Annotated in this window: 24 protein-coding genes; 18 read left to right on the forward strand and 6 right to left on the reverse strand. The window is 73.3% G+C overall.

From position 1 onward, the window contains the following. Positions 1 to 72 precede the first annotated feature (72 nt). From ACZ6S4_RS34555 to glgA, 3 genes are read left to right on the forward strand one after another with little or no spacing between them, the layout of a single operon-like run. Complete coding sequence (locus ACZ6S4_RS34555; protein WP_465478933.1) at positions 73 to 729, forward strand: DUF4142 domain-containing protein; 657 nt, start codon at positions 73 to 75, stop codon at positions 727 to 729. Continuing rightward, a complete protein-coding gene (locus tag ACZ6S4_RS34560; RefSeq protein WP_465478934.1) occupies positions 726 to 1,355 on the forward strand; it encodes a class F sortase in 630 nt (209 codons plus the stop codon). The genes ACZ6S4_RS34555 and ACZ6S4_RS34560 overlap by 4 nt, the downstream gene beginning before the upstream one ends. Positions 1,356 to 1,396: 41 nt before the next feature. Further along, positions 1,397 to 2,620 carry a glycogen synthase gene (glgA, locus tag ACZ6S4_RS34565; protein WP_465478935.1) on the forward strand — a complete coding sequence of 408 codons (1,224 nt, stop codon included), beginning with the start codon at positions 1,397 to 1,399 and terminating at the stop codon, positions 2,618 to 2,620. Here glgA and ACZ6S4_RS34570 read toward each other — a convergent pair. Continuing rightward, complete coding sequence (locus tag ACZ6S4_RS34570; RefSeq protein WP_465478936.1) at positions 2,602 to 3,504, reverse strand: NAD(P)/FAD-dependent oxidoreductase; 903 nt, start codon at positions 3,502 to 3,504, stop codon at positions 2,602 to 2,604. The two genes, glgA and ACZ6S4_RS34570, sit on opposite strands and share 19 nt — an antisense overlap. Before the next feature lie 32 nt (positions 3,505 to 3,536). On the opposite strand from ACZ6S4_RS34570, the gene ACZ6S4_RS34575 reads away from it, so the two are divergent. Next, entirely contained in the window at positions 3,537 to 5,168 is a 1,632-nt protein-coding gene (locus ACZ6S4_RS34575; protein ID WP_465478937.1) for a glycoside hydrolase family 10-like protein, read from the forward strand. Here the strand turns inward: ACZ6S4_RS34575 and ACZ6S4_RS34580 are convergent. Next, positions 5,161 to 6,795, reverse strand: coding sequence for an ABC-F family ATP-binding cassette domain-containing protein (locus ACZ6S4_RS34580; protein ID WP_465478938.1), 1,635 nt, complete (start codon positions 6,793 to 6,795; stop codon positions 5,161 to 5,163). The genes ACZ6S4_RS34575 and ACZ6S4_RS34580 overlap by 8 nt on opposite strands. 24 nt (positions 6,796 to 6,819) lie before the next feature. After that, positions 6,820 to 7,674, reverse strand: coding sequence for a PhzF family phenazine biosynthesis protein (locus ACZ6S4_RS34585; RefSeq protein WP_465478939.1), 855 nt, complete (start codon positions 7,672 to 7,674; stop codon positions 6,820 to 6,822). Positions 7,675 to 7,778: 104 nt separating this feature from the next. Between ACZ6S4_RS34585 and ACZ6S4_RS34590 the strand changes: the two genes are divergently transcribed. The 11 genes from ACZ6S4_RS34590 to ACZ6S4_RS34640 all read left to right on the forward strand — a co-directional run bounded on the left by ACZ6S4_RS34590 (position 7,779) and on the right by ACZ6S4_RS34640 (position 18,733). After that, a complete protein-coding gene (locus tag ACZ6S4_RS34590; RefSeq protein WP_465478940.1) occupies positions 7,779 to 9,203 on the forward strand; it encodes a sigma 54-interacting transcriptional regulator in 1,425 nt (474 codons plus the stop codon). Positions 9,204 to 9,238: 35 nt separating this feature from the next. Further along, the gene (locus ACZ6S4_RS34595) at positions 9,239 to 11,200 is read left to right on the forward strand and encodes a vWA domain-containing protein (RefSeq protein WP_465478941.1); all 1,962 of its coding nucleotides are present in this window, start codon (positions 9,239 to 9,241) and stop codon (positions 11,198 to 11,200) included. A 239-nt stretch (positions 11,201 to 11,439) separates the two neighbouring features. Further along, on the forward strand, positions 11,440 to 12,099 hold the full coding sequence (locus ACZ6S4_RS34600) for a CDP-alcohol phosphatidyltransferase family protein (RefSeq protein WP_465478942.1): 660 nt from the start codon (positions 11,440 to 11,442) through the stop codon (positions 12,097 to 12,099). Further along, positions 12,096 to 12,983, forward strand: coding sequence for a DUF881 domain-containing protein (locus ACZ6S4_RS34605; protein ID WP_465478943.1), 888 nt, complete (start codon positions 12,096 to 12,098; stop codon positions 12,981 to 12,983). Before ACZ6S4_RS34600 ends, ACZ6S4_RS34605 begins: the two co-directional genes overlap by 4 nt. After that, entirely contained in the window at positions 12,983 to 13,315 is a 333-nt protein-coding gene (locus ACZ6S4_RS34610; RefSeq protein WP_360552264.1) for a small basic family protein, read from the forward strand. Before ACZ6S4_RS34605 ends, ACZ6S4_RS34610 begins: the two co-directional genes overlap by 1 nt. Before the next feature lie 8 nt (positions 13,316 to 13,323). Then, positions 13,324 to 15,570, forward strand: coding sequence for a DUF881 domain-containing protein (locus ACZ6S4_RS34615; RefSeq protein ID WP_465478944.1), 2,247 nt, complete (start codon positions 13,324 to 13,326; stop codon positions 15,568 to 15,570). A gap of 28 nt (positions 15,571 to 15,598) precedes the next feature. Next, positions 15,599 to 15,979 (forward strand): glycine cleavage system protein GcvH, encoded by a 381-nt coding sequence (gcvH, locus tag ACZ6S4_RS34620; RefSeq protein ID WP_465478945.1) that lies wholly within the window; start codon positions 15,599 to 15,601, stop codon positions 15,977 to 15,979. 206 nt (positions 15,980 to 16,185) lie between these two features. Further along, a complete protein-coding gene (gene odhI / locus ACZ6S4_RS34625) occupies positions 16,186 to 16,638 on the forward strand; it encodes an oxoglutarate dehydrogenase inhibitor Odhl (protein ID WP_023362861.1) in 453 nt (150 codons plus the stop codon). 65 nt (positions 16,639 to 16,703) lie between these two features. Next, a complete protein-coding gene (gene ftsR, locus ACZ6S4_RS34630; protein WP_360552256.1) occupies positions 16,704 to 17,384 on the forward strand; it encodes a transcriptional regulator FtsR in 681 nt (226 codons plus the stop codon). A gap of 187 nt (positions 17,385 to 17,571) precedes the next feature. Next, positions 17,572 to 18,036, forward strand: coding sequence for a bifunctional nuclease family protein (locus ACZ6S4_RS34635; RefSeq protein WP_125804926.1), 465 nt, complete (start codon positions 17,572 to 17,574; stop codon positions 18,034 to 18,036). Positions 18,037 to 18,175: 139 nt separating this feature from the next. Next, positions 18,176 to 18,733: a MerR family transcriptional regulator gene (locus ACZ6S4_RS34640; RefSeq protein WP_360552254.1), complete on the forward strand. Its 558-nt coding sequence runs from the start codon at positions 18,176 to 18,178 to the stop codon at positions 18,731 to 18,733. 294 nt (positions 18,734 to 19,027) lie between these two features. On the opposite strand, the gene ACZ6S4_RS34645 is transcribed toward ACZ6S4_RS34640, so the two are convergent. Beyond that, complete coding sequence (locus ACZ6S4_RS34645; protein ID WP_465478946.1) at positions 19,028 to 19,420, reverse strand: hypothetical protein; 393 nt, start codon at positions 19,418 to 19,420, stop codon at positions 19,028 to 19,030. A 43-nt stretch (positions 19,421 to 19,463) separates the two neighbouring features. Further along, on the reverse strand, positions 19,464 to 20,327 hold the full coding sequence (locus ACZ6S4_RS34650) for a LysR family transcriptional regulator (RefSeq protein ID WP_465478947.1): 864 nt from the start codon (positions 20,325 to 20,327) through the stop codon (positions 19,464 to 19,466). Between the two features lie 84 nt (positions 20,328 to 20,411). Between ACZ6S4_RS34650 and ACZ6S4_RS34655 the strand changes: the two genes are divergently transcribed. From ACZ6S4_RS34655 to ACZ6S4_RS34665, 3 genes are all read left to right on the forward strand, one after another. Further along, complete coding sequence (locus tag ACZ6S4_RS34655) at positions 20,412 to 21,299, forward strand: EamA family transporter (protein WP_465478948.1); 888 nt, start codon at positions 20,412 to 20,414, stop codon at positions 21,297 to 21,299. A gap of 79 nt (positions 21,300 to 21,378) precedes the next feature. After that, positions 21,379 to 21,915: a DUF6624 domain-containing protein gene (locus ACZ6S4_RS34660; RefSeq protein ID WP_465478949.1), complete on the forward strand. Its 537-nt coding sequence runs from the start codon at positions 21,379 to 21,381 to the stop codon at positions 21,913 to 21,915. Between the two features lie 70 nt (positions 21,916 to 21,985). After that, a complete protein-coding gene (locus ACZ6S4_RS34665) occupies positions 21,986 to 22,738 on the forward strand; it encodes a DUF3152 domain-containing protein (protein WP_465478950.1) in 753 nt (250 codons plus the stop codon). 141 nt (positions 22,739 to 22,879) lie between these two features. Here the strand turns inward: ACZ6S4_RS34665 and ACZ6S4_RS34670 are convergent, their stop codons facing one another. Next, complete coding sequence (locus ACZ6S4_RS34670; protein ID WP_465478951.1) at positions 22,880 to 23,086, reverse strand: hypothetical protein; 207 nt, start codon at positions 23,084 to 23,086, stop codon at positions 22,880 to 22,882. Positions 23,087 to 23,132 lie beyond the last annotated feature (46 nt).

Here is a 23,132-nt window from a genome sequence, read left to right on the forward strand (position 1 = left end):
GCGTCGATTCTTCGCATAGGGGCCGGGCGGCCGGGTAGTCGCCTCGTCACGACAACGAAGGGATCGATGATCATGTTCATCCGACGTGCTGCGGCGGTGGCCGGGGTGGCCGCCCTCCTGCTCCTGCCGGCGACCGCCGCGGCAGCGGCGCCGTCCGACCAGGACACCGCGTTCCTGCGGGCCGCCCACCAGTCCAACCTGGCCGAGATCGCCACCGGCGAACTGGCCCAGCAGAAGGCCGCCAGCGAGCAGGTGAAGGACCTCGGGGCCCGCTGGGTCGCCGACCACACCAAGCTCGACGCGACGCTGACGGACACCGCCGAGGCGCTCGGGGTCGACCTGCCGGACGCGCCGAACGCGGAGCAGCGGGCGCTGGCCCGCCGCTACCAGGCGGCCTCCGGCAGCGACTTCGACGCGCTGTGGATTCCCACCCAGATGGACGCGCACATGAAGGCGATGCGTCTCGGCGAGCAGGAGGTCGCCCAGGGCAGTGACGCCCAGGCCAAGAAGGTGGCACAGGATTCGGCGCCCGTGGTCGCCGCGCACCACGGCCTGCTCGAGGACGCCGCGAGCGACCTCGGCGTGCCGAGCAGCATCGGCACGGGCACCGGCGGCCAGGCCGCCACGTCGAACGCCCCCGCGGCGTTCGGCTTCGGCGCGCTGGGCCTGCTGCTGATCGCGGCGGCCCTGGTGCTGCTGCGCCGCCGCTCCCCGGCCGCCACGCGATGAACCGCCACGGCCGGCGCGCCGCGGGCTGGACCACCCTGGTGGCCGGCCTGGGCGCGCTGGCCGTCGGCCTCGTCCTGGTGCTGCGCCCGCCCTCGGCCCCGGCCGACGCGGGCGCGCTGCCTCCGCCGGTGGTCGTGTCGGCATCGGCGCCCGCGACCGCTGCGGCGAGGACGAGGGCGCCGGCCCCCGCGCTGTGGACGCCGACGAAGGTGACCATCGATCGGCTGGACGTCGGGGCCCCGGTCGATCCGGTCGGGGTCACCCGCGACGGCGCGCTCGACGTGCCGGACGACCCGGACCGGCTCGGCTGGTGGATCGGCTCCGTGCTGCCCGGCGAGCGGCGCGGCACCGTCCTCATCGCCGGTCACGTCGACACGGCCGAGGACGGCCAGGGCGCGCTCTACCGCCTGGAGAAGCTGGCGGTCGGGTCCAGGATCGAGGTCCGCGCCGGTGACCGCAGCATCGCCTACCGGGTGACGGCCCGGCGCAGCTACGCCAAGAGCCGGCTGCCGAAGGCCTTGTTCCGCCGGGACACCAGCCCGCAGCTGGCCCTGGTCACCTGCGGGGGAGCGTTCCGCGACGGCACCTACGACCACAATGTCGTCGTCTACGCCACCCCGATGTGACAACCCCGCCGGCCGGCCGGGATGAGACTATTCTGCGACACGTGACCGACTCACGTTCGACCTCCAGCGGTAGGGATCTGCGCGTCGACCTGCTCACCCGGGAGTATCCGCCGGAGGTGTACGGCGGCGCCGGGGTGCACGTGGAGTATCTGGCGCGTGATCTGCGCCCCCTCACCGACGTACGGGTGCACTGCTTCGGTGCCGCCCGCGACGAGCCGGGCGTGACGGCTTATCCGGAGCCGGCCGAGCTGGCCGGGGCCAACGCCGCGCTGCGCACCATGGGTGTCGACCTGGAGATGGCCGCGGGCTGCGACGGCACCGACATCGTGCACAGCCACACCTGGTACGCGAACTTCGCCGGCCACACCGCCAAACTGCTGTACGGCGTCCCGCACGTGGTCACCACGCACAGCCTGGAGCCGCTGCGCCCGTGGAAGGCCGAGCAGCTCGGCGGCGGTTACGCGCTCTCCTCGTTCTGCGAGCGGACGGCCATCGAGGGCGCCGACGCGATCATCGCAGTCTCCGGGGGCATGAAGCGGGACGTGCTCACCGCGTACCCGAGTGTCGACCCGGACAAGATCCGGGTGGTCTACAACGGCATCGACACCGAGCAGTACGCCCCGAACCGCGGCACCGACGTCATCGAGCGGCTCGGCATCGACCTGAACCGCCCGAGCGTGGTCTTCGTCGGCCGGATCACCCGGCAGAAGGGCCTGCCGTACCTGATGCGGGCCTGCCACGACCTGCCGCCGGAGACCCAGATCGTGCTGCTGGCCGGCGCGCCCGACACCCCGGAGATCGCCGCCGAGGTCGAGGGCCTGGCGATCCAGCTGCGCAACGCCCGGGACGCGGCCGGGGTGATCTGGGTGCAGGAGATGCTGCCCAAGCACGAGGTCGTGCAGGTGCTCACGCACGCGACGGTCTTCGTCTGCCCGTCGGTCTACGAGCCGATGGGCATCGTCAACCTGGAGGCGATGGCCTGCGAGACGGCCGTGGTCGCCACCGCGACCGGCGGCATCCCGGAGGTCGTCGCCGACGGCGAGACCGGCCTGCTGGTGCCGATCGAGCAGGTCACCGACGGCAGCGGCACCCCGGTCGACCCGGAGCGGTTCATCGCCGACCTGGCCGCCGCGATGACCAAGCTGCTCAAGGACCCGGCCCGGGCCGCCGAGATGGGCCTGGCCGGGCGCCGCCGCGCGGTGGAGCACTTCAGCTGGTCCCGGATCGCCGTGGACACCCTGGAGGTCTACCGCTCGGTGCTCTGAGCCAGGATCGCCCGGCCCACGGCGCGCCCCGACAGCCAGGCCGTCTGCACCCGCGGCTTGCCGAAGGCGTCCCCGGCCAGCCACACCCGCCCGTCGGTGGCGAACGACGGCGTGCCCGGTGCCGGCTGGGCATAGGTCCACCGGTGCACGTGGACCTCGGGCCGGTCGGTCAGGCCCAGCACGTCGTTGACCGCCGCGGCCAGCTCCCCGGCCGCGGCGCCCGGGTCGGCCAGCCGGGGCCGGGCGAAAGCGGGCGTCGAGTGGGCCACCAGCACCGGCGCGGCGTCGCCGCGCCGGTCACCGTCGTCGAAGATCGTGGCCAGCACCGGGTGGCCGTTGACGAACGCGCCGTGCAGCTCCGGCCAGGACCGCTTCTCGTACGTGCAGACGGCCGCCAGCACCGGCTCCCACACCTGCGCCCGGGCCGCCTCGGCGACGGCCGCCGGCGGGTCCAGCCGCAGCGCCTGCGGTCCCGGCATGGCCAGCACCACAGCGTCCGCGTCGTCCGGCAGCGCACTCAGCTCACTGCTCAGCGTGACGTCCAACCCGTCGGCCAGGTCCGCGGCCAGCGAGCGCAGCCCGCCCGGCGCCGCCCAGCGCATCGGGCCGGTCGTCGGCTCGCCCGGGAACACCGCCAGGTTGTCGGTCCAGGGCCGGGCCAGTCCCCGCGCGCGCCACGACTCGGCCAGGGCGGCGAAATCCGGGTCGTCGGCCACGAAGTACGCCGCGCCCAGATCGGCGTACCGGCCGTTCAGGCGCTTGCTGGCCAGCCGTCCGCCGACGACCCGGCCGCGCTCGTGCACCCGGACGGCGGCACCGCCGGCGGCCAGCTTCCGGGCACAGGCCAGCCCGGCGATTCCCGCCCCCACCACGACCACGTTCATGGCCTGAGGGTAGGACCAGGCACACTGGTCCGATGCGCCGTCCCCCCGTCCGGCCCACCGTGGTCCTTGTGGTTGCCATTTTGCTGGGGGTGTCGGTCCTCGGCATCGGGCTGCTCCGGGCGGCCACCTACGACCCACCCGGCGCCGGTAAGCAGGCGTCCCCCGGCGCGGCCCGGGTCGGGCCGGCCGCCGGCACCCCGGGCCGGTGCGCGGGCGTGCCGGTCAGCGCCACCCGGGAGCTGCGCGGCATGTGGCTCACCACGGTGATGAACATCGACTGGCCCAGCCGGCCCGGCCTGAGCAAGGAGAAGGTGCAGGCCGAGTACCGCGCCTGGCTGGACCTGGCCGTCTCGATGCGGCACAACGCGATCTTCGTGCACGTCCGGCCCAGCGGCGACGCGTTCTGGGAGTCGGCGTACGCGCCCTGGTCGGAGTGGCTGACCGGCAAGCGGGACGGCAGGTCGCCCGGCTGGGACCCGATGGAGTTCATGATCAGCGAGGCGCACGCCCGCAACCTGGAGTTCCACGCCTGGTTCAACCCGTACCGCGGGACCCAGCCGGCCCCGTCCGGGCCCGGCGCCGACTTCAGGAAGCTGGCCCCGAACCATCCTCTGATCAAGCACAGGGACTGGGCGATCTCCTACCCGGACGGCAAGAACGCGCGGCTGTACTTCGACCCGGGCATCCCGGCGGCCCGCAAATTCGTCGAGGACGCGATGCTCGAGGCCGTCCAGAAGTACGACGTGGACGGCGTGCACTTCGACGACTTCTTCTACCCGTACCCCGAGGGTGGGGGCAACGAGTTCAAGGACGACGCCAGCTTCGCCCGGCGGGCCGACAAGTCGCAGAGCCGCGGGGACTGGCGCCGGGCCAACGTCGACACCCTGGTCCGCGAGATGAACCAGCGGATCAAGCAGCTCAAGCCGTGGGTCAAGTTCGGCATCAGCCCGTTCGGGATCTGGCGCAACCAGGAGACCGACGAGGCCGGCTCGGACACCCACGGGCTGCAGAGCTACGACTCCATCTACGCCGACACCCGCAAGTGGGTCCGCGAGGGCTGGCTCGACTACATCGTGCCGCAGCTGTATTGGGCGATCGGCTTCGACAAGGCCGACTACACCAAGGCCCTGCCCTGGTGGTCGGAGCTGGTCAAGGGCACCCGGGTGCAGCTCTACATCGGGCAGGGCGACTACCGCGTCGGCGAGAAGGGCCCGTGGAAGCAGCCGGACCAGATCGACCGCCAGCTCACCCTCAACGACAAGTACGGCGTGCTGGGCAGCGTGCACTTCAGCGCCAAGCAGATCCGCGCGGACCGGCTGGGCTCGGTCACCCGCTACCGCAAGAACCACTACGCCGCCCCGGCCCTGCTGCCGACGATGGCGCAGCTGCCCGCCCAGCCACCCGGCGCGCCCCGGCTCGTCGGCGCCCGCCGGACCGCCGCGGGACCGGTGGAGCTCGACTGGCAGGCGGGCACCGGTGCCGAGCCGGCGAGCTGGGCGCTCTACCGCGTCGACGGCGCCGCCGCGAAGCTGGTCGCCACCGGCCGCAGCGGCACCAAGGTCCAGGACCCGGCCCCGCCGCCGGCCGCCGCGCAGTACTGCCTCAGCGGCCTGGACCGCTCCGGCAACGAGAGCCCGATCAGCGAGCCACGCGGGCTCAGCTAGTGACTGTGCCGTCCGCGACCTCGAAGGTGCGGTTGGTGTGCACCGCCTCGAGCATCCGGCGGTCGTGGGTGACCAGCAGCAGCGTGCCCGGATAGCCGGCCAGCGCGGTCTCCAGCTGCTCGATCGCGGCCAGGTCGAGATGGTTGGTCGGCTCGTCCAGCACCAGCAGGTTCACCCCGCGGGCCTGCAACAGTGCCAGCGCCGCCCGGGTCCGCTCCCCGGGTGACAGGGTGTCCGCCGGGCGCAGCACGTGCGCGGCCCGCAGGCCGAACTTGGCCAGCAGCGTACGGACCTCGGCATCGGGCATCTCGGGCACGGCCTCGCCGAACGCCGCCATCAGCGGCTGGTCGCCGAGGAACAACCCGCGGGCCTGGTCCACCTCACCGACAACCACGCCCGGCCCCAGCGCCGCCGAGCCCGCCTCCAGCGGCAGCCGGCCGAGCAGGGCGGCGAGCAGCGTCGACTTCCCGGCGCCGTTCGCCCCGGTGATGGCCACCCGGTCGGCCCAGTCGATCTGCAGGGTCACCGGGCCCAGGACGAAGTCGCCGCGGCGCACGACGGCGTCGCGCAAGGTCGCCACGACCGCCCCGGCGCGGGGCGCGGCCGCGATCTCCATCCGCAGCTCCCACTCCTTGCGAGGCTCCTCCACAACCTCCAGCCGCTCGATCATCCGCTGGGTCTGCCGGGCCTTCGCGGCCTGCTTCTCGGTCGACTCGGCGCGCACGTTGCGGCCGATCTTGTCGTTGTCCTTGGCCTTGCGCCGCGCGTTGCGCACGCCGTGCTCCATCCAGCCCCGCTGCATCTGCGCCCGCTCCTGCAGCGCGCCCTTCTTGTCGGCGAACTCCTCGTAGTCCTCGCGCGCGTGCCGCCGGGCCCGGTCGCGTTCCTCCAGGTAGGCGCCGTACCCGCCGCCGTAGCGGCGGACCTGCTGCTGGGCCAGGTCCAGCTCCAGCACCGCCGTGACCGTACGGGTGAGGAACTCGCGGTCATGGCTGACCAGCAGCGTGCCGGCCCGCAGCGAGGTGACGAACTCCTCCAGCCGGGCCAGCCCTGCCAAATCAAGATCGTTGGTGGGCTCGTCGAGCAGGAACACGTCGTACCGGCTGAGCAGCAGTGACGCCATGCCGGCCCGGGCCGCCTGACCGCCGGAGAGCGCGGTCATCGGATGCTCCAGCGCGACCCCCAGCCCCAGCTCGGCGGCGACGGCCGCGGCGCGTTCGTCCAGGTCGGCGCCGCCCAGGTCGAGCCAGCGCTCCAGCGCGGTCGCGTAGGTCTCGTCGGCGCCGGGCGCGCCCTCGGCCAGGGCCTCGGCGGCGGCGTCCATGGCGACCTGGGCCGGCCCGACGCCGGTGCGCCGGGCCAGGAAGTCCCGCACGGTCTCGCCGGCGCGCCGCTCCCGCTCCTGCGGCAGATAGCCGACGTTCGCGGTGGGCGGGCTCAGCGACACCGTGCCGGCCTCGACCGGCAACAACCCGGCCAGCGTACGCAGCAGCGTGGTCTTCCCGGCCCCGTTGACGCCGACCAGCCCGATCACGTCCCCGGGGGCGACCACCAGGTCGAGGGAGCTGAACAGGGTGCGGTCGCCGTGCCCCGCGGCGAGGTCCTTGACGATCATCGTGGCGCTCATCGGGGCCCGACTCTATCGGGCGCGCTACCCCGGGATGGGCACCGCCGTGCCGCTGACGCGTACGCCGTCCTCGCCGGGCGTCAGCGTCACGGTGAGCCGTCCCGGCCGCCCGAGGTCGTCACCCTGCGACAGCTGCACCACCGCGTCGCCGGGCACCAGCCACTCGTCGCGCAGGTAACCACCGAACGCGGCCGCGGCGGCACCGGTGGCCGGATCCTCGTAGACCCCGCCGACCGGGAACGGGTCGCGCACGTCGAACCGGTCCTCGGCCGCGCGCCACACGAGCTGGACCGTGGTCCAGCCCCTGGCCTCCATCAGCGCCTTGAGGACCGGCACGTCGTAGTCCAGGTCGGCGAGCCGCTGCCGGGTCGCCGCCGCGATCACCGGGTGGTACGCGCCGGCGTACGCGACCCGGGGCGGCAGGGCCGGGTCCAGGTCGCCCGCGTCCCAGCGCAGCGCGGCCAGCAGGGCGGCCAGGTCCTCGGGGGCCAGCTCCGCCACCCGGGCGCCGACGCTGGTCAGGGTGGCCCGCCGCTGATCGTCGACGACCACCGGCACCTCGCCGACGTTGGTGACGAACACGTAGGTGCCCGGCCCGTGCCGGTCGGCCAGCGCGACCGCCGTGCCCACGGTCGCGTGCCCGCAGAACGGCACCTCGGCCAGCGGGCTGAAGTAGCGGACCCGGTACACCCCGGAGCCCCGGTCCTCGGTGAGGAAGGCGGTCTCCGAATAGCCGACCTCCGCCGCGATCGCCAGCATCTCGGCGTCGGACAGCGTGCCCGCGGCCAGGACCACGCCGGCCGGGTTACCGCCCGCGGGGTCCGCGCTGAACGCGGCGTACCTCAGAATGTCGGCGGTTTTGATCAACTCTGTGCTCATGTCCCTCAGCGTCCCGCCGCCCGGCCGGGCCCGGCCAGAGCCAATTCCGCGGGCCTGGCCGCGGCCTTGGTCACTTGTCACAGGTCCGGAGTAGCGTTTCCGAAGTGACTGAAGCTTCCACACAGCTCGTCCCCACACCTCCGACCGATCTTCCCCGCACACTGGGCGAGCTCCGCGCCTCCGGCCACGAGTTCCGCACGGTCAAAGAGGAGCTGCGCGACAACCTGCTGGACCGGCTGCGCCGCGGCGCGCCACGCTTCCCCGGCATCGTCGGCTACGACGACACCGTGCTGCCCGAGGTCGAGCGGGCGCTGCTCGCCGGCCACGACATGGTGCTGCTCGGCGAGCGGGGCCAGGGCAAGACCCGGCTCATCCGCGGCCTCGTCGACCTGCTCGACGAGTGGACGCCCTACATCACGGGCTCCGAGCTGCGCGAACACCCGTACCAGCCGCTCACCCCGGCCACCCGGCGGCTGGCCGCCGAGACCGGCGATCTGCTGCCGATCTCCTGGCTGCACCGCTCCGAGCGGTACGGTGAGAAGCTGGCCACCCCGGACACCAGCGTCGGCGACCTGATCGGCGACGTCGACCCGATCAAGGTGGCCGAGGGCCGGGCCCTGGGCGACCCGGACACGATTCACTTCGGCCTGGTGCCGCGGACCAACCGGGGCATCTTCGCCGTCAACGAGCTGCCCGACCTGGCCGAACGCATCCAGGTGTCGCTGCTCAACGTGCTCGAGGAGCGCGACATCCAGGTCCGCGGCTACCAGCTGCGCCTGCCGCTGGACCTGCTGCTGGTGGCCTCGGCCAACCCGGAGGACTACACCAACCGGGGCCGGATCATCACCCCGCTCAAGGACCGCTTCGGCGCCGAGATCCGCACCCACTACCCGCTCGAGATCGAGCTGGAGACGGCGCTGATCCGGCAGGAGGCGGCCCTGGCCGCGCACGTGCCCGACCACCTGATCGACGTACTGGCCCGCTACACCCGCGCGGTCCGCGACTCGCCGGCGGTGGACTCCCGCTCCGGCATCTCGGCCCGCTTCGCCATCGCCGCGGCCGAGACGGTCGCCGCGTCCGCGCTGCGCCGGGCCGGGCTCAAGAACGAGCGCGAGGCCGTCGCCCGGATCTGCGACACCGTCTCGGTGACCAGCACCCTGCGCGGCAAGGTCGAGTTCGAGAGCGGCGAGGAGGGACGCGAGACCGAGATCCTCGCCCACCTGCTGCGCCTGGCCACCGCCGAGACGTTCCGGGCCCGGCTGGCCGGCCTCGACCTGTCCGGTTTCACCGACCTGGTCGCCGAGGGCGCCATCATCGAGACCGGTGACCTGGTCTCGGCCGAGGAGCTGCTGGGCCAGATCGGCACGGTGCCGGGCCTGGCCAAGGTGCTCGACCGGCTCGGCCTGGGTGACGCGCCCAGTCCCGGGCAGGCGGCGTCCGGCGTCGAGTTCGTCCTGGAAGGGCTGCACCTCACCCGCCGGCTGGCCAAGGAGCTGACCGACGACGGCCGCACCCTGTACGGGAGCTGACATGTGCGTTTTCCTCCCCGAGAGCGGGCCCGGCCATGGCCGGTAACCGGTTCCGGTACGGCGTGTGGCGGGACGGGCCCGACCCGCTCGCGCCGCCGTACGACGTGCGGGCGGCCGTGGACGAGGTCGGCGAGCGGGTGCTCGGCGGCGACAATCTGCGCGACGCGTTGCGGGACCTGCTGCGCCGGGGTCCCCGCGACGGCCGGGGCCTCGACGACCTGGAGGCCCGGGCCCGGCGGATGCGGCGTGAGGCGTTGCGCCGGGGCAACCTCGACGGCGCTGTCACCCGGGCTCAGCAGCTGCTCGACCAGGCCGTCGCCGCCGAACGCGACGAGCTGCGCGGGCGGGAGGGCGACGACGCCCGCTTCCAGGAGGCGGTGCTCGACAACCTGCCGCGCTCCACGGCCCAGGCTGTGCAGGAGCTGTCCGACTACGACTGGGCCAGTGACGAGGCCCGGGCGACGTACCAGCAGATCCTCGACGGTCTGCGGCGCGAGGTGGTCGAGCAGCGCTTCGCCGGCATGAAGGACGCGCTGCGGGGCCGCGACCCGGCCACCGACGCCCGGGTCGCCGAGATGGTCGGCGACCTCAACGACCTGCTCGGCAAGCACGCCCGCGGCGAGGACACCGACGACGCGTTCCAGCAGTTCATGGCCAAGCACGGCGAGTTCTTCCCGGAGCACCCCGCGACCATCGACGAGCTCGTCGACTCCCTGGCCCGGCGGGCCGCGGCGGCCGAGCGGCTGATGCGCTCGCTGAGCCCGCAGCAGCGCGAGGAGCTGGCCCAGCTCATGGACCAGGCCCTCGGCGACGGGCCGCTGCGCGGCCAGCTGTCCGAGCTGACCGACAACCTGCGCGCGTTGCGGCCGGAGCTGAACTGGAACCGCGGCGAGCGGATGCGCGGCAACGAGGACCTCGGCTACGGCGACGCCACCGCGGCCCTCGGCGAGCTGGGTGAGCTCGACGACCTGCTGGAGCAGCTCGGCCAGGAGCATCCCGGGGCGACGCTGGACGATGTCGACGTCGAGGCGGTCGAGCGCCAGCTCGGCCGCGGTGCCGCCGCCGACGTGCGCCGGCTGCGCGAGCTCGAACGGGAGCTGCGCCGCCAGGGCTGGGTAACCCGCGACGAGGACGGCCTCACCCTGTCACCCAAGGCGCTGCGCCGGCTCGGCCGCACCGCGCTGGCGCAGGTCTTCTCCGACCTGTCCAGCAAGAAGCGCGGCTCGCACGATCTGCGGGACGCGGGCGCGGCCGGGGACCTGATCGGGTCGTCGCGGCGCTGGCAGTTCGGTGACGAGCAGCCGCTCGACGTGGTCCGCACCATCGGCAACGCGGTCCGCCGCCGCGCCGGCGGGGGAGTGGGCACGCTGCCGGTGCGCCTGGAGCCGGAGGACTTCGAGGTCGCCGAGACCGAACGCCGGGCGTCGGCGGTGGTCGCCCTGTGCGTCGACCTGTCGTACTCGATGTTCGCCGACGGCCGCTGGGGCCCGATGAAGCAGACCGCGCTGGCCCTGTCGCACCTGGTCGCCACCCAGTTCCCGCAGGACTCGCTGCAGATCATCGGCTTCGGCCGGTACGCGATGAGCCTGTCGCAGGGCGAGCTGGCGGCGATCGAGCCGGACATGGTGCAGGGCACCAACCTGCAGCACGCGCTGAAACTGGCCGGCCGGCACCTGCGCCGGCACCCGGGCGCCGAGCCGGTGGTGCTGGTGGTGACCGACGGTGAGCCGACGGCCCACCTGGAGGACGACGGCCAGGCGTACTTCAACTGGCCGACGCTGCCGGAGACGGTGCAGCTGACCGTGCGCGAGGTGGACCTGCTCACCCGCTACGGCGCCACGCTGAACGTCTTCATGCTGGGTGAGGACCCGGGGCTGCGCCGCTTCGTCGACGCGGTGGCCAAGCGCAGCGGGGGCCGGGTCTTCAGCCCGGACGTCTCGGAGCTCGGCCGCTACGTGGTCAACGACTACGTCCGTAGCCGCCGCGGCAAACGCTGAGAAGTGCGGGACCCATCCTTCCTAGGACGGTCTAGGGGGTGTGTCCCGCACAACGGCCCGCGCACGGTCCGGCCCGGGGTGAACCGGGACAACGACGGGGCTGGTTATAGTGGCTCGCGAGTGACCGGCCCGGCGTGTCCGGCCTGCCGACCGGGGGGTCGGCAGCGGACGATCCCACCGGGGCGGCGCACGACGTCCGCGGGTGGGGTCCCGCGGCCGGCAGGGGGAGAGGGGGCGCGATGTCGCAGCAGCCTGCGCAGGTGACGCCCGGCTCCCCGGCGCCCGGACGCACCCCGGCGATCACCGCCTCCGACCGGATCTGGACGATTCCCAACGTCATCAGCTTCATCCGGCTGCTCGGCGTGCCGCTCTTCCTCTACCTGCTGCTCGGCCCGCAGCACGACGTCGCCGCGGTGATCGTGCTGACCCTGGGCGGCACCACCGACTGGGTCGACGGCTACGTGGCCCGCCGGATGAACTCGGTCAGCCGCCTCGGTGAGCTGCTCGACCCGTTCGCCGACCGGCTCTACATCCTGGCCACCCTGATCGGCTTCACCCTGCGCGAGGTCGTGCCCTGGTGGCTGACCGTGGCCCTGCTGCTGCGCGAGGCCGTGCTGGCCGTCGCCCTGCTGGTGCTGCGCCGCCACGGGTACGGGCCGCCGCCGGTCCACTACGTCGGCAAAACCGGCACGTTCGTGCTGCTCGGTGCGCTGCCGCTGCTGCTGCTCGCCGAGGCCGTACCGTCTATCCACGCGGTCGTCGCGCCGATCGGCTGGGGTCTGGCCTGGTGGGCCCTCGGCCTGTACTGGGCGGCCGCGGTGCTCTACCTGGCCCAGACCCGCGCGCTGCTGCGCGCCGACCGGGCCGAACAGACCCGGAGCGGAGCAGTCGCCGGATGACCTCGCCCGACGGCGGCGACGGCCAGCGCCGGTTCGCCCCGGACTTCCTGACCGAGCTGTTCCAGAACCCCCTCGACCCCGGCTACGCCGACGCGGCCGCCCGCAAGGCCCGCGGGGAGGGTCGCACCGGCACCCCGAAACGGATCGTCAGCGCGATCAGCGCGCTGACCCTGGTGGCGCTCGGCTTCCTGCTGGTCGTGGCCTACCAGGAGACGACCGCCGCCGAGCCGGCCCGCAGCCAGGCCCGCGACACCCTCGTCGACCAGGTGCAGAGCCGCCGCACCGCGACCGCCGAACTGCAGGCCCGCGCCGACCGGCTCCGCGCCGAGGTCGCCGAGCTGCGGGAGAAACAGCTCGGCGGGGCGGCCGTGGCCCGGTTGCGTGACCTCGAGGCCGAGACCGGGCTGGCCCCCGTACGCGGCCCCGGCGCCCGGGTCACCGTCGGTGACGGCCCGATGCCGGTCGACCCGCTGACCGGCGAACGCAAGAGCGAGGCCCGGGTCCGCGACACCGACCTGCAGGTGGCGACGAACGCGCTGTGGGCCGCCGGTGCGGAAGCCGTGGCGGTCAACGGCCAGCGGCTCACCGCCACCTCCACGATCCGGCAGGCGGGCGAGGCGATCCTGGTCGACTTCCGGCCGGTGACCACGCCGTACCAGGTGATCGCGATCGGGCCGGACAACCTGGCCGGTAAGTTCCGCGACGGTCCGGCGGGCCGCTTCTTCCGCGCGCTCAACACCAAGTTCGGCATCTCGTACGACGTGGCCGAGCTCAACGACGTCACCCTGGACGCGGCCACCGAGCCGAACCTGCGGCAGGCCTCGCCGTCCGTGCCGCCGTCCAGTGTCCCGACCCCGTCCAGCAAAGAGTCGAAAGGCGGCTGATGATCGCCGTACTCGCCCTGATCGCCGGCGTCGTGCTCGGCATCGTGTTCCATCCGACGGTGCCGATCGCGCTGCAGCCGTACCTGCCCATCGCGGTCGTGGCCGCGCTGGACGCGGTGTTCGGCGGCGTGCGCGCGAAACTCGACGGGATCTTCGACGACAAGCAGTTCGTGGTCTCCTTCATCTCGAACGTGCTGGTCGCGGGCATCATCGTCTACCTGGGCGATCAGCTGGGCGTAGGCGGCCAGCTCTCGATCGGCGTCGTGGTGGTGCTCGGCGTCCGGATCTTCGGCAACGTGGCCGCGATCCGCCGGCACCTGTTCCGGGCGTAGGGGCGGCGATGACCGACGACCAGCAGCCAGACCGGCGTGATGACCGGCCCGGCCCGTCCGCGACCGGGCCGGCGTCCGGCGAGCGGCCTGATCAGCAGCCTGACCAGCCCGCGACCGGGCCGGTGTCCGGCGACTGGCCCGCGACCGGGCGGGCGTCCGGCGAGCGGCCTGATCAGCAGCCTGACCAGCCCGCGACCGGGCCGGTGTCCGGCGACTGGCCCGCGACCGGGCCGGCGTCCGGCGAGCAGCCGGAGTCCGCGGTTCAGCGGCCCGACCGGCCGACGGGTGAGCCGGTGAGCGGCGACCGGCCCCCGTCCGCGTCTGCGCCGGACGACCGGTCTTCGTCCGGCGGTGCCGCGGCCGAGCGGGAGGCCGGTGAGCGGCGTCGCGCCGGCCGGCCGTCGGCTCTCGGGGATCCCGGGATGCCTGCTGCCGGCAGACAGCCGGCGGCCGAGGATGCTCCTCATCCCTATGCGACGGCCGACCCGCACGCGCCCTTGTCCGCTGACGGCCCGACGGTTCGCCTCGCCGGGGCGATGCTGTCACCGCCCGCGACGGACTCACACGAGCCGCCGGAGCAGCAAGGAAGCGCGCCGGCTGACAGCGTCGCTGCGGCCGGCGACGACATCACCGTGGTGTCCCGGCCGGACGGGCCCGATGACGAGGCCACGACCCTGTTGACGCCGCCACCCGCGGCCGTCGACGATGAGCCGACGGTGCAGGTCGAGCCGCGTTCCCTCGATGCGGGCCCGGCTGCCGGCGAGCCGCCGCGGAGGCGGTCGTTCGACGGCGGGTCCACCATGCGGCTGCAACCGCCGTTCTTCGCGCCGGGGACGACGCGGACGCCACGGGCGACCCCGGTCACCGACGACGCCTCGGCATCCCATGGCAACCCGCGCCGGCCCGATTCCGCCGACGGGCCGTCGACGGAGGACGGCGCCGGGTCCCGACCCCATGCCGTCGATGAGCCGTCGGCCGAACGCGGCGATCAGCTGCCGGCAGACCACGATGACGAGTCGTGGGCGAACGCCGCGGGTGGGCTGGGCGACCGGCCGTGGGAGGTCGACGCGCCGCCGCAAGGCGATGACCAGGCCTGGACTGATCGCGCCGACGGACCACCGCCGACCCGGCACGACGAGAGCCGGCCCGACCCCGACGACGCGCCGCCGGCACCCCAGGATGAGCAGTCCTGGGATGCGGCGGGGGCCGCCGACGCCTCCGGAGACCCGGCGATCGAATCGCGGGAGCGGTGGCAGAGCTCCCCGGCCGACCCGGGCCGGTGGTCGGACAGCCCGTCCTGGCCCGCCGACGACCCAGCCGAGCACAACGACCCAGCCGAGCACCACGAACCTGCCGATCACCCCGGCGGAAGCGTGTCGGCGACCAGCGACGCCGAGCGCGACACGCCCGGGCGGTGGCAGGAAAGCATGGCCCGCGCCGCGGCGGCCGCCGACGACGAGGATTCGCGGGCCGACTCCCAAGGCGGCACTCCGGATGACTCACCCGAACCGGTGACAGGTGCTGCCGCCGTACCGGACAAGGAGAAGGCCCCTGCCGGGCGGCGACTCTCGTCGGCCGGCGCGCTGATCTGGTTGTTGCTCGCCCTGCTCGGCTTCACCCTCGTCGTGCAGTTGCGCAGCAATGACCAGGACGCCGGGCTGGCCACCGCCCGCCAGGAGGACCTGGTCGGCATCCTCAGTGACCTCGAGGCGCGCGATCAGCGCCTGCAGCAGGAGATCAACACCTTGGAGGAGAGCCAGCGGCAGCTGACCTCCGGGGTCGCCGGGCGGCAGGCCGCGCTCGCCGAGGCCGGGAAGCGGGCCGATGAGCTCGGGCTGCTCTCCGGCACCCTGCCCGCGCGGGGTCCCGGGTTGAAGATCTCGATCGACCCCAAGGGCCAGCCGATCAAGGCTTCCGCCATTCTGAACGCCGTGCAGGAACTGCGCGGCGCCGGCGGTGAGGTGATGGAGATCATCGGCGACAACGGTGTCGCCGTACGGATCGTGGCTTCGTCCTATTTTGTCGATGGTGACGGCGGTCAGGTGATCGTCGACGGCAAGCAGCTCAGTGGCCCGTACACGCTGTGGGTGATCGGCGTGCCGTCGACGATGCAGACGGCGTTGCAGATCCCCGGTGGGGTGGTCGCTTCGGTGAGCCAGGCCGGCGGTAACGTGACCATGGAGCAACGCACGGCGGTCGAGGTGACCGCGGTGCGTCAGCCCACCAGCCTGCAGTACGCGCGTCCGGTCTCGTGAGCGGGCGCGCTTGTCAACGGAGGAATGCGTGATTCCTGAGGACCTGCGGTACACGGCCGAGCACGAGTGGGTGTCCGGTGACGGCACCGCGCCCGTGCGGGTGGGCATCACCCACTTCGCGCAGGACGCGCTCGGCGACATCGTCTTCGTGCAGCTGCCCGACGAGGGTACGGCTGTGCAGGCCGGCGACCAGCTCGGCGAGATCGAGTCGACGAAGAGTGTCTCGGAGATCTACGCGCCGATCGCCGGCACCGTGGTCGCCCGCAACGGCAGTCTCGCCGACGAGCCGGAGCTGATCAACGCCGAGCCGTACGCGGCCGGCTGGCTCGTGGAGATCGCCCCGGACGACCCGGCGGCGATCGCCGGACTGCTGGACGCCGACGCCTACAAGGCGCTGACCGACAGCTGATCGCCCGCGCGTCTGGTTGCCCGCCATTTCGGCGCTGACTAGGCTCGCGGGGCACATGGAGAAATCTGCAATTCCTTTCTCATACCGATAGTCGTGCCGTCCGGACCTCCGGGCAGCGGCGGGGGGCGCTGCGCTCCGGACCCGGGTCCGGCTCGCTCACCCCGTGTCGTCGGGCGGCGACCGAAACAGATCCGTGAGGTGGTCCGATGACGCGCCCAGACGACGAGTTCCCCCCGCTCGACGTCACGTCCACGCTGAACCTCGGTGCGCTCGACGAGGTGCTCGAGGGCCCCGAGACCGACGTGGTACCGAGCCGGATGTCCGGTTCGCTGCCCCCCGGGATGGCGCTGCTGGTCGTGCGCCGCGGCCCCAACGCGGGTGCGCGGTTCCTGCTGGACCATGACGTGACCACGAGTGGCCGACACCCCGACAGTGACATCTTCCTCGACGACGTGACGGTCTCGCGCCGGCACGCCGAGTTCCACCGCGACGGGGGCACCTTCACGGTGCGCGACGTGGGTTCGCTCAACGGCACCTACGTCAACCGTGAGCGGGTCGAGTCGGCCACCCTGAGCAACGGGGACGAGGTCCAGATCGGCAAGTTCCGGCTGGTCTTCATCGCCGGTCCCCGGCCGGAGGGCGAGGGAAGCGGGGCGTGAACCCGTCGGGGGCGGCCGCGCACGACCCCGGGTCTCGGGCCCAGGGTCAACGTGACGCTGCGCTGATGAGCATCGGGGAGGTGCTGGCCCAGCTGCGCACCGAGTTCCCGGACACCACCATCTCCAAGCTCCGGTTCCTGGAGGCGGAGGGGCTGGTGGACCCGCAGCGCACCGCCTCCGGCTACCGCAAGTACTCGTGGAACGACGTGGCGCGGCTGCGTTTCGTCCTGACCGCGCAGCGGGACCAGTACCTTCCGCTGCGCGTCATCCGCGAGCAGCTCGAGGCGCAGGAGCGCGGGGACGACACTTTGTCGCACCGGCGCCCGTCGCTGGTGGCGGTCGGCTCGGAGGCCGAGGTGCCGGCGGACGCCGCCGACACCCGGGTGTCGCGGGCCGACCTGGTCGAGCGCACCGGTATCGCCGAGCAGATGCTCACCGAGCTGGAGCAGATGGGCCTGGTGCTGTCCCGGCCGCCGGGCTGGTACGACGGCGACGCCGTGGTGATCGTCGAGGCCGTGGTGGGCCTGGTCCGGCACGGCCTGGAGCTGCGGCACCTGCGCGCGTTCCGGACCGGCGCGGACCGGGAGGTCGGGCTCTTCGCCCAGCTGCTGACGCCGCTGATGCGCCAGCACGACCCGGCCGCGCGGGCCCGGGCCGCCGAGACGGCGCGCGAGCTGCAGGCTCTGTCCCAGCGGCTGCACGCGGCGCTGGTACGGGCGGGCCTGCGGGACACTCTCGGACGGTGAGGCACGGGGTGGCCGGTTTGCCGCGGGTGGCCGGGGTAACCCCACAGACACGGGCATCGTGTGGCGCTCGGTCCCGAGCGTCCGTGTACCGTGCAGGATAGGCGGGAAACAGCCTGATGGTCGCGTTGCCCTGCGGGGCGGCGGTGGCCTTACGGGGCGGCACGACGAAGCGACACGGAGGCGGGCGGTGCGCGAGCTGAGCGTGGTCGGGGTTCGGGTGGAGCTGCCCAGTAACCAGCCGATCGTCCTGCTCAGGGAGGTCGACGGCGATCGGTACCTGCCGATCTGGATCGGCGCGGTGGAGGCAACTGCCATCGCGTACGAGCAGCAGGGCGTCAAGCCCGCCCGGCCGTTGACCCATGATCTGCTACGGGACATCCTCGCGGCGCTCGAGGCGCCGCTGAAGGCCGTCGAGATCACGGAACTCAAGGAGAACGTGTTCTACGCGGATCTGCTGATCGGTGACGACCTGCGGGTGTCCGCGCGGCCGAGCGACTCGATCGCCCTGGCCCTGCGGGTGGGTGCGCCGATCCGGTGCGCCGATCAGGTGCTGACCGAGGCCGGGATCGTCATCCCGGACGAGCAGGAGGACGAGGTCGAGAAGTTCCGCGAGTTCCTCGACCAGGTCCGGCCGGAGGACTTCGCGGGCTGATCCGCGCATCGACGATCACCACAGGTCCGGTCGTCCGTACGCGGCGTGTCGCAGCATTACCTCCCTGTTTCGTGGCTCGCTGGGTTATACGCTCGTGAAGTCCAGGTGAAGCGGCACCGCGCAGCGGGGAGGTAGTCGCGTGCACGAGTCAGACTCTGAAGAGGGTCCGCTTGTCGGCGAGGACGGCGATACCGGGTATCGCGGAGTGACGGCTTGTCAGGCGGTCGGCATCAGCTACCGCCAGCTCGACTACTGGGCGCGGACGACGCTCGTGGTGCCCAGCATCCGCGACGCCTCCGGCTCCGGCACGCAGCGGCTCTACTCGTTCCGTGACCTGGTCGTCCTCAAGGTGGTCAAGCGCCTGCTGGACGCGGGCGTCTCCCTGCAGAACATCCGCAAGGCGATCGAGACGCTGCGCTCGCGCGGCGTCGACGACCTGGCCGGCATCACGTTGATCTCCGACGGCACCACGGTGTACGAGTGCCGGTCGCCGGAGGAGGTCGTGGATCTGCTCCAGGGCGGTCAGGGTGTCTTCGGCATCGCCATCGGCGGGGCCTTCAAGGAGATCCAGGGCTCGCTGTCGCACCTGCCCGCTGAGCCCGCCGCCGGCCCGCAGCCGGTCGGCACCGGCCTGGACGCCGAGCCGGCCGCCGGTGACGAGCTCGCGGCCCGCCGGGCCCGCCGCCGCGCGGGCTGACCGGCCGCGATCACCAGGCCTGCCTGCCTGCCGCGGTGAGTGATCGCGACCCGGCTACATTCTCCAAGTGAACGATCCCTTCGCTGCTGCCGGGACGCGTACCGGCGCGTCGACTGGGCGGCCCTGGATCTGACCCCGCACACCCGGCGCCGGTGACCTTGGTCTGGGGTCCGGAGCACGTCCTCGTCTACAACGAGGCGTACGTGCCGATGATCGGCGACAAGCGTCCGGCGGCCGTGGGCGCGCCGGGCGCGAAGGTCTTCGCCGGGATCTGGTCGACCATCGGGCCGATGCTCAAGTCGTGCAGGCCGGGCGGGGCGCGACCTGGCGGTCGAGACCACCGAGGGCCGGATCGCCCGGATCCGGCTCACCGGGGCGGACCGGGACCGCTCCGACGCCGTACTGGTCAGCCCGGTCAGCCCGCACCTCGCCGTCGACGAGGAATACCTGCGGTTCTTCCGGCTGCTCGGTGCGTCCCTGGCCCAAGGGCTGCACCGGACCCGGGTCCGGCAGGCGAGCACCGCGCCACGGCCGCCGGTGCTGGTCGCCCCGAACGGTGCCGTACGGCTGCTGGGCACCCGGGCCCGCACCGGGGCCGGCCGAGCTGACGCAGGTGTTGCGGGGCTGCGCCGCGATGAACGCCGAGCAGATCTGCGACCACCTGCTCGGGCACTTCGCGGGCGGCACCGACGACGACGTGGTGCTCGCCGTCGTCCGGGCCCGGGACTGGTCAGCTGTCGGACAGCATCCGCAGCACGAGGGCCAGTGGTGGCCAGGTGGCGCGGCCGCGCCGGGTCACGGCGTAGCAGCGCAGCCGGGCCTCGACCCCGGTCAGGGCGATCAGCCGTACGCCGGGCAGCGTGGCGGTCCCCATCGGCAGCAGCCCGACCCCCAGCCCGGCGACGATCATGTCCTGCACCAGGTCCAGGCTGTCGGCGCGGTGCACGATCCGGGGTGTGAAGCCGACCAGCGACGCCATCGTGCGGACCACGTCCTCGTCGGCGGTGTTGCGGGAGTTGACGATCCAGTCGTGGCCCGCGAACCCGGCGAAGTCGGTGCCCGGGTCGTCGCGGGGCACCGCGAGCCCCCACGGCATCTCCCACAGCGGCACCGACTCCAGGCCGGCGTCGAAGGCGGCCGGGGCCAGGTTGTAGTCGTAGGTCAGGGCCAGGTCCACGGCGTCCAGGGCGAGCAGCTCGAACGCCTCGAACGGCTCGTGCTCGTGGATCAGCAGACGGACCCGGGGGTGGGTGGCGGCTAGCGTGGCCGCGACAGGCAGCAGCGACCGCCGTACGGCGGTGGCGAAGCCCGCGACCCGCAGCGCGCCGGCCGGCTCGGCCTGCGGGTCCAGGTCGAGCCGGGCCGCCTCGACCGCGGCCAGGATGGTGACCGCGTGCCCGGCCAGGCGCTGACCGGCCGGGGTGAGCCGGACCCGCCGGCCGTCCGGCTCGATCAGCACCGCACCGGCCTCGCGGGCCAGCACGGCGAGTTGCTGCGACACGGTCGAGGTGGTGATGTGCAACTCGTCGGCGACTGCTCGCATCGAGCCCAGCCGCGACAGTTCCACCAATAACCGCAGGCGGCGGGTGTCCATCCCGTCATTGTCAGCCAGTCCTGAACGGTATGTCCACCATCGGCACGTGGACGTGAACGGTGTCCCGGGGTTGTACTGGTCGGCATGCGTTCACAAGCACGGACCGGAGCGTCGATGGCGCTCGCGTCGATGGTCCTCGTCCAGCTGGGTCTCGCCGTCTCCGTCGGCCTGCTCGACCAGATCGGCGCGGAGGGCGCGGCGTGGCTGCGGCTGGCCTGGGCCGGCGTGATCCTGCTGGTGCTCGTCCGGCCCCGGCTGCGCTCGTTCACCAGGGCCAGCCTGCTGACCACCGTCGCCCTGGGCGTGGTCACGGCCGGTGTGACCATGCTGTTCATGGCGGCCATCGCCCGGCTGCCGCTGGGCACCGCCAGCGCGCTGGAGTTCCTCGGCCCGCTCGGCGTGGCCGTGGTGCGGGGCCGGCGCGGCACCAAGCTGTGGCCGGCGCTGGCGGCGGTCGGCGTGGTGCTGCTGACCGAGCCCTGGCACGGCGGCATCGATCTGGTCGGGGTCGGCTTCGCGCTGGCCGCGGCGGTGTGCTGGGCCGCGTACATCCTGCTCACCCAGCGGGTCGGGGACGACGTGGCCGGCCTGCAGGGCCTCGCGGTGTCGATGCCGGTCGCCGCGCTGGTGGCCACCGTGGTCGCCGGCCCGGCCGTGCTGGGGGAGATGACCTGGCAGCTGCTGCTCGCCGGTTTCGGCCTGGCCATCATGCTGCCGGTGGTGCCGTTCGCCCTGGAGATGCTGGCGCTGCGCCGGCTCACGACGGCGGCCTTCGGCACGCTGATGAGCCTCGAGCCGGCCCTCGCGCTGCTGATCGGCCTGCTGGTGCTGGGTCAGGTGCCCGGCTGGGCGCCGGTGGCGGGCATCGCCTTCGTGGTCGCGGCGGGCATCGGGGCCGAGCGCACGGGTGCTCGCTCGGCCGGGAAACACAGTGACGACGAGGCCCGCGAGGCTGTCCCGGCCACGGTATGAATCATCGCAGAGTGCCGCCGGCGGGCCCGCGGGTGGTTCCCCCCTGTCCCGCATGTCGCGCGTCCTAGCGTTGACGCCCATGACGAACGACGACCTCGCCCGGGAACTGATCATCCTGACCGATGAGGACCGCGACCTGCAGGCCGGCGCGCTGGGCGGGGACCCGGCCGCGCGGCTGGCGCACCGGCGGGTCACGGTGCGCAACGCCGACCGCCTCGCCGAGATCCTGGACGCGTACGGCTGGCCCACCGTGACCCTGGTCGGCGCCGAGGCCGCGCGCCGGGCGTTCCTCATCGCCCAGCACGCGGACCAGCAGCTCGACCTGCAACGCCGGGTGCTGACCCTGCTGAGCGCAGCCGTCGCGGCGGGGGAGGCCGACCCGTCCGCGCTGGCCATGCTGCGCGACCGGGTACTGGTCAACGAGGGCCGTCCACAGGTCTACGGCACCCAGATCGCCGGGGTGGCCGACGGTGCCCCGGTGCCATGGCCGATCCAGGACCCGGACGGCATGGACGAGCGCCGCGCCGAGGTCGGCCTGGCCCCGTTCGCCGTGCACACCGCCCGGCACGCCCCGCCTGAGACGAGTGACGGCCCGAAAAGGTTGACGGCCCGGTAGATCAACCTTCCGCGGCCCCCGGCAGTCCTTCCCTTCGCACAACACCTGTTGCCTGCCGAAGGGAAGTCCCATGTCGCGCGCCGGTGGCCGTACCGCGGTGCTGGTCCTGACGTTGCTGCTCGCCGGCTGCGGCCCGGTGGGGGATCCCACCGTGGCGGCGCCGGCGGCCGCGCCGGTGAGCCCGTCGGCGTCGCCCGAGGTGTCCAAGGCGCCGCTGCGCACGGCACCGCGGGTCCGGTATCCGGAGCGCGGCGGCGGCCGGTTCCGCACGGCCGCCGCCCAGCGCCCCGAGCCGCCCCGCGGCACCGTGCTGCGCTACCGGGTGCGGGTCGAGCGGGACATCACCGGGGTCTCGACCGCCGGGTTCGCGGCCGCGGTGCAGCGGACGCTGGAGGATCCGCGCGGCTGGTCCGGCGGCGGGGTCCGGCAACTGCGCCGGGTCGGCCCCGGTGACCGGTACGACTTCACGATCTTCCTGGTCACGCCGAGCACCCGGGACGAGCTGTGCCAGGACGTCCCGGACGGCTACACGTCGTGCCGCAACGGCGCCCGGGTGGTGCTCAACGTGGCCCGCTGGGCGCACGGCGTGCCGCACTACGGCGCGCCGCTCGCGGTCTATCGCCAGTACATGGTCAATCACGAGGTCGGGCATCGCCTCGGGCACGGTCATGAACGCTGCCCCGGGAAGGGTGAACCGGCCCCGGTCATGCAGCAGCAGACGCTCGGCCTGCACGGGTGTACGGCCAACGCGTGGCCGTACCGGGACGGCGAGCGGTACGCGGGCCCGTCGGGCAGTTACGACGACGAGGTGCCGTCGCCGTAGGGGACCGGTCAGGAGATCAGGTGGGTGCCGCCGGCGATGGCCGCGGCGGCGAGAGTGAGGACGAAAGCCCAGCGGCGGTGGGTCGCAGCGGCGCTGAGGCGGTGGCTGTGCATGGTTCTCCTGACAGAGGATCGCTCGTGGTCAGACCCACCCGTGCAGTCCCAAGGTCTGCTGCTGCATGACCGGCGCCGGCCCACTCGCGGCGGCGAACGCGGCGGTGGCGACGCCGGTGATGTCCTTCTCGACCAGCACCCGGTAGCGCAGCAGCGAGCCGCCGCGGCCGGCGGTCCGGGACGATCCGCCGGCCACCCGCCAGTCGCCGTGCCCCCGCGCCGGGTAGCTGATCACGGCGCGCACCCGGCCGCCGGGCCGAGCGCGAGCACCGCCGCGAGCA

The sequence above is a fragment of the Actinoplanes sp. NPDC051405 genome (assembly GCF_055586185.1).

Coding starts and splice junctions, on each gene's coding strand:
- ACZ6S4_RS34575 (WP_465478937.1), top strand. CDS start 3,537: ATGCGCCGTCCCCCCGTCCGGCCCACCGTGGTCCTTGTGGTTGCCATT.
- ACZ6S4_RS34580 (WP_465478938.1), bottom strand. CDS start 6,795: ATGAGCGCCACGATGATCGTCAAGGACCTCGCCGCGGGGCACGGCGAC.
- ACZ6S4_RS34655 (WP_465478948.1), top strand. CDS start 20,412: ATGCGTTCACAAGCACGGACCGGAGCGTCGATGGCGCTCGCGTCGATG.
- ACZ6S4_RS34665 (WP_465478950.1), top strand. CDS start 21,986: ATGTCGCGCGCCGGTGGCCGTACCGCGGTGCTGGTCCTGACGTTGCTG.
- ACZ6S4_RS34610 (WP_360552264.1), top strand. CDS start 12,983: ATGATCGCCGTACTCGCCCTGATCGCCGGCGTCGTGCTCGGCATCGTG.
- ACZ6S4_RS34560 (WP_465478934.1), top strand. CDS start 726: ATGAACCGCCACGGCCGGCGCGCCGCGGGCTGGACCACCCTGGTGGCC.
- ACZ6S4_RS34555 (WP_465478933.1), top strand. CDS start 73: ATGTTCATCCGACGTGCTGCGGCGGTGGCCGGGGTGGCCGCCCTCCTG.
- ftsR (WP_360552256.1), top strand. CDS start 16,704: ATGAGCATCGGGGAGGTGCTGGCCCAGCTGCGCACCGAGTTCCCGGAC.
- ACZ6S4_RS34615 (WP_465478944.1), top strand. CDS start 13,324: ATGACCGACGACCAGCAGCCAGACCGGCGTGATGACCGGCCCGGCCCG.
- ACZ6S4_RS34650 (WP_465478947.1), bottom strand. CDS start 20,327: ATGGACACCCGCCGCCTGCGGTTATTGGTGGAACTGTCGCGGCTGGGC.
- ACZ6S4_RS34600 (WP_465478942.1), top strand. CDS start 11,440: ATGTCGCAGCAGCCTGCGCAGGTGACGCCCGGCTCCCCGGCGCCCGGA.
- ACZ6S4_RS34585 (WP_465478939.1), bottom strand. CDS start 7,674: ATGAGCACAGAGTTGATCAAAACCGCCGACATTCTGAGGTACGCCGCG.
- odhI (WP_023362861.1), top strand. CDS start 16,186: ATGACGCGCCCAGACGACGAGTTCCCCCCGCTCGACGTCACGTCCACG.
- ACZ6S4_RS34660 (WP_465478949.1), top strand. CDS start 21,379: ATGACGAACGACGACCTCGCCCGGGAACTGATCATCCTGACCGATGAG.
- ACZ6S4_RS34605 (WP_465478943.1), top strand. CDS start 12,096: ATGACCTCGCCCGACGGCGGCGACGGCCAGCGCCGGTTCGCCCCGGAC.
- ACZ6S4_RS34570 (WP_465478936.1), bottom strand. CDS start 3,504: ATGAACGTGGTCGTGGTGGGGGCGGGAATCGCCGGGCTGGCCTGTGCC.
- ACZ6S4_RS34595 (WP_465478941.1), top strand. CDS start 9,239: ATGGCCGGTAACCGGTTCCGGTACGGCGTGTGGCGGGACGGGCCCGAC.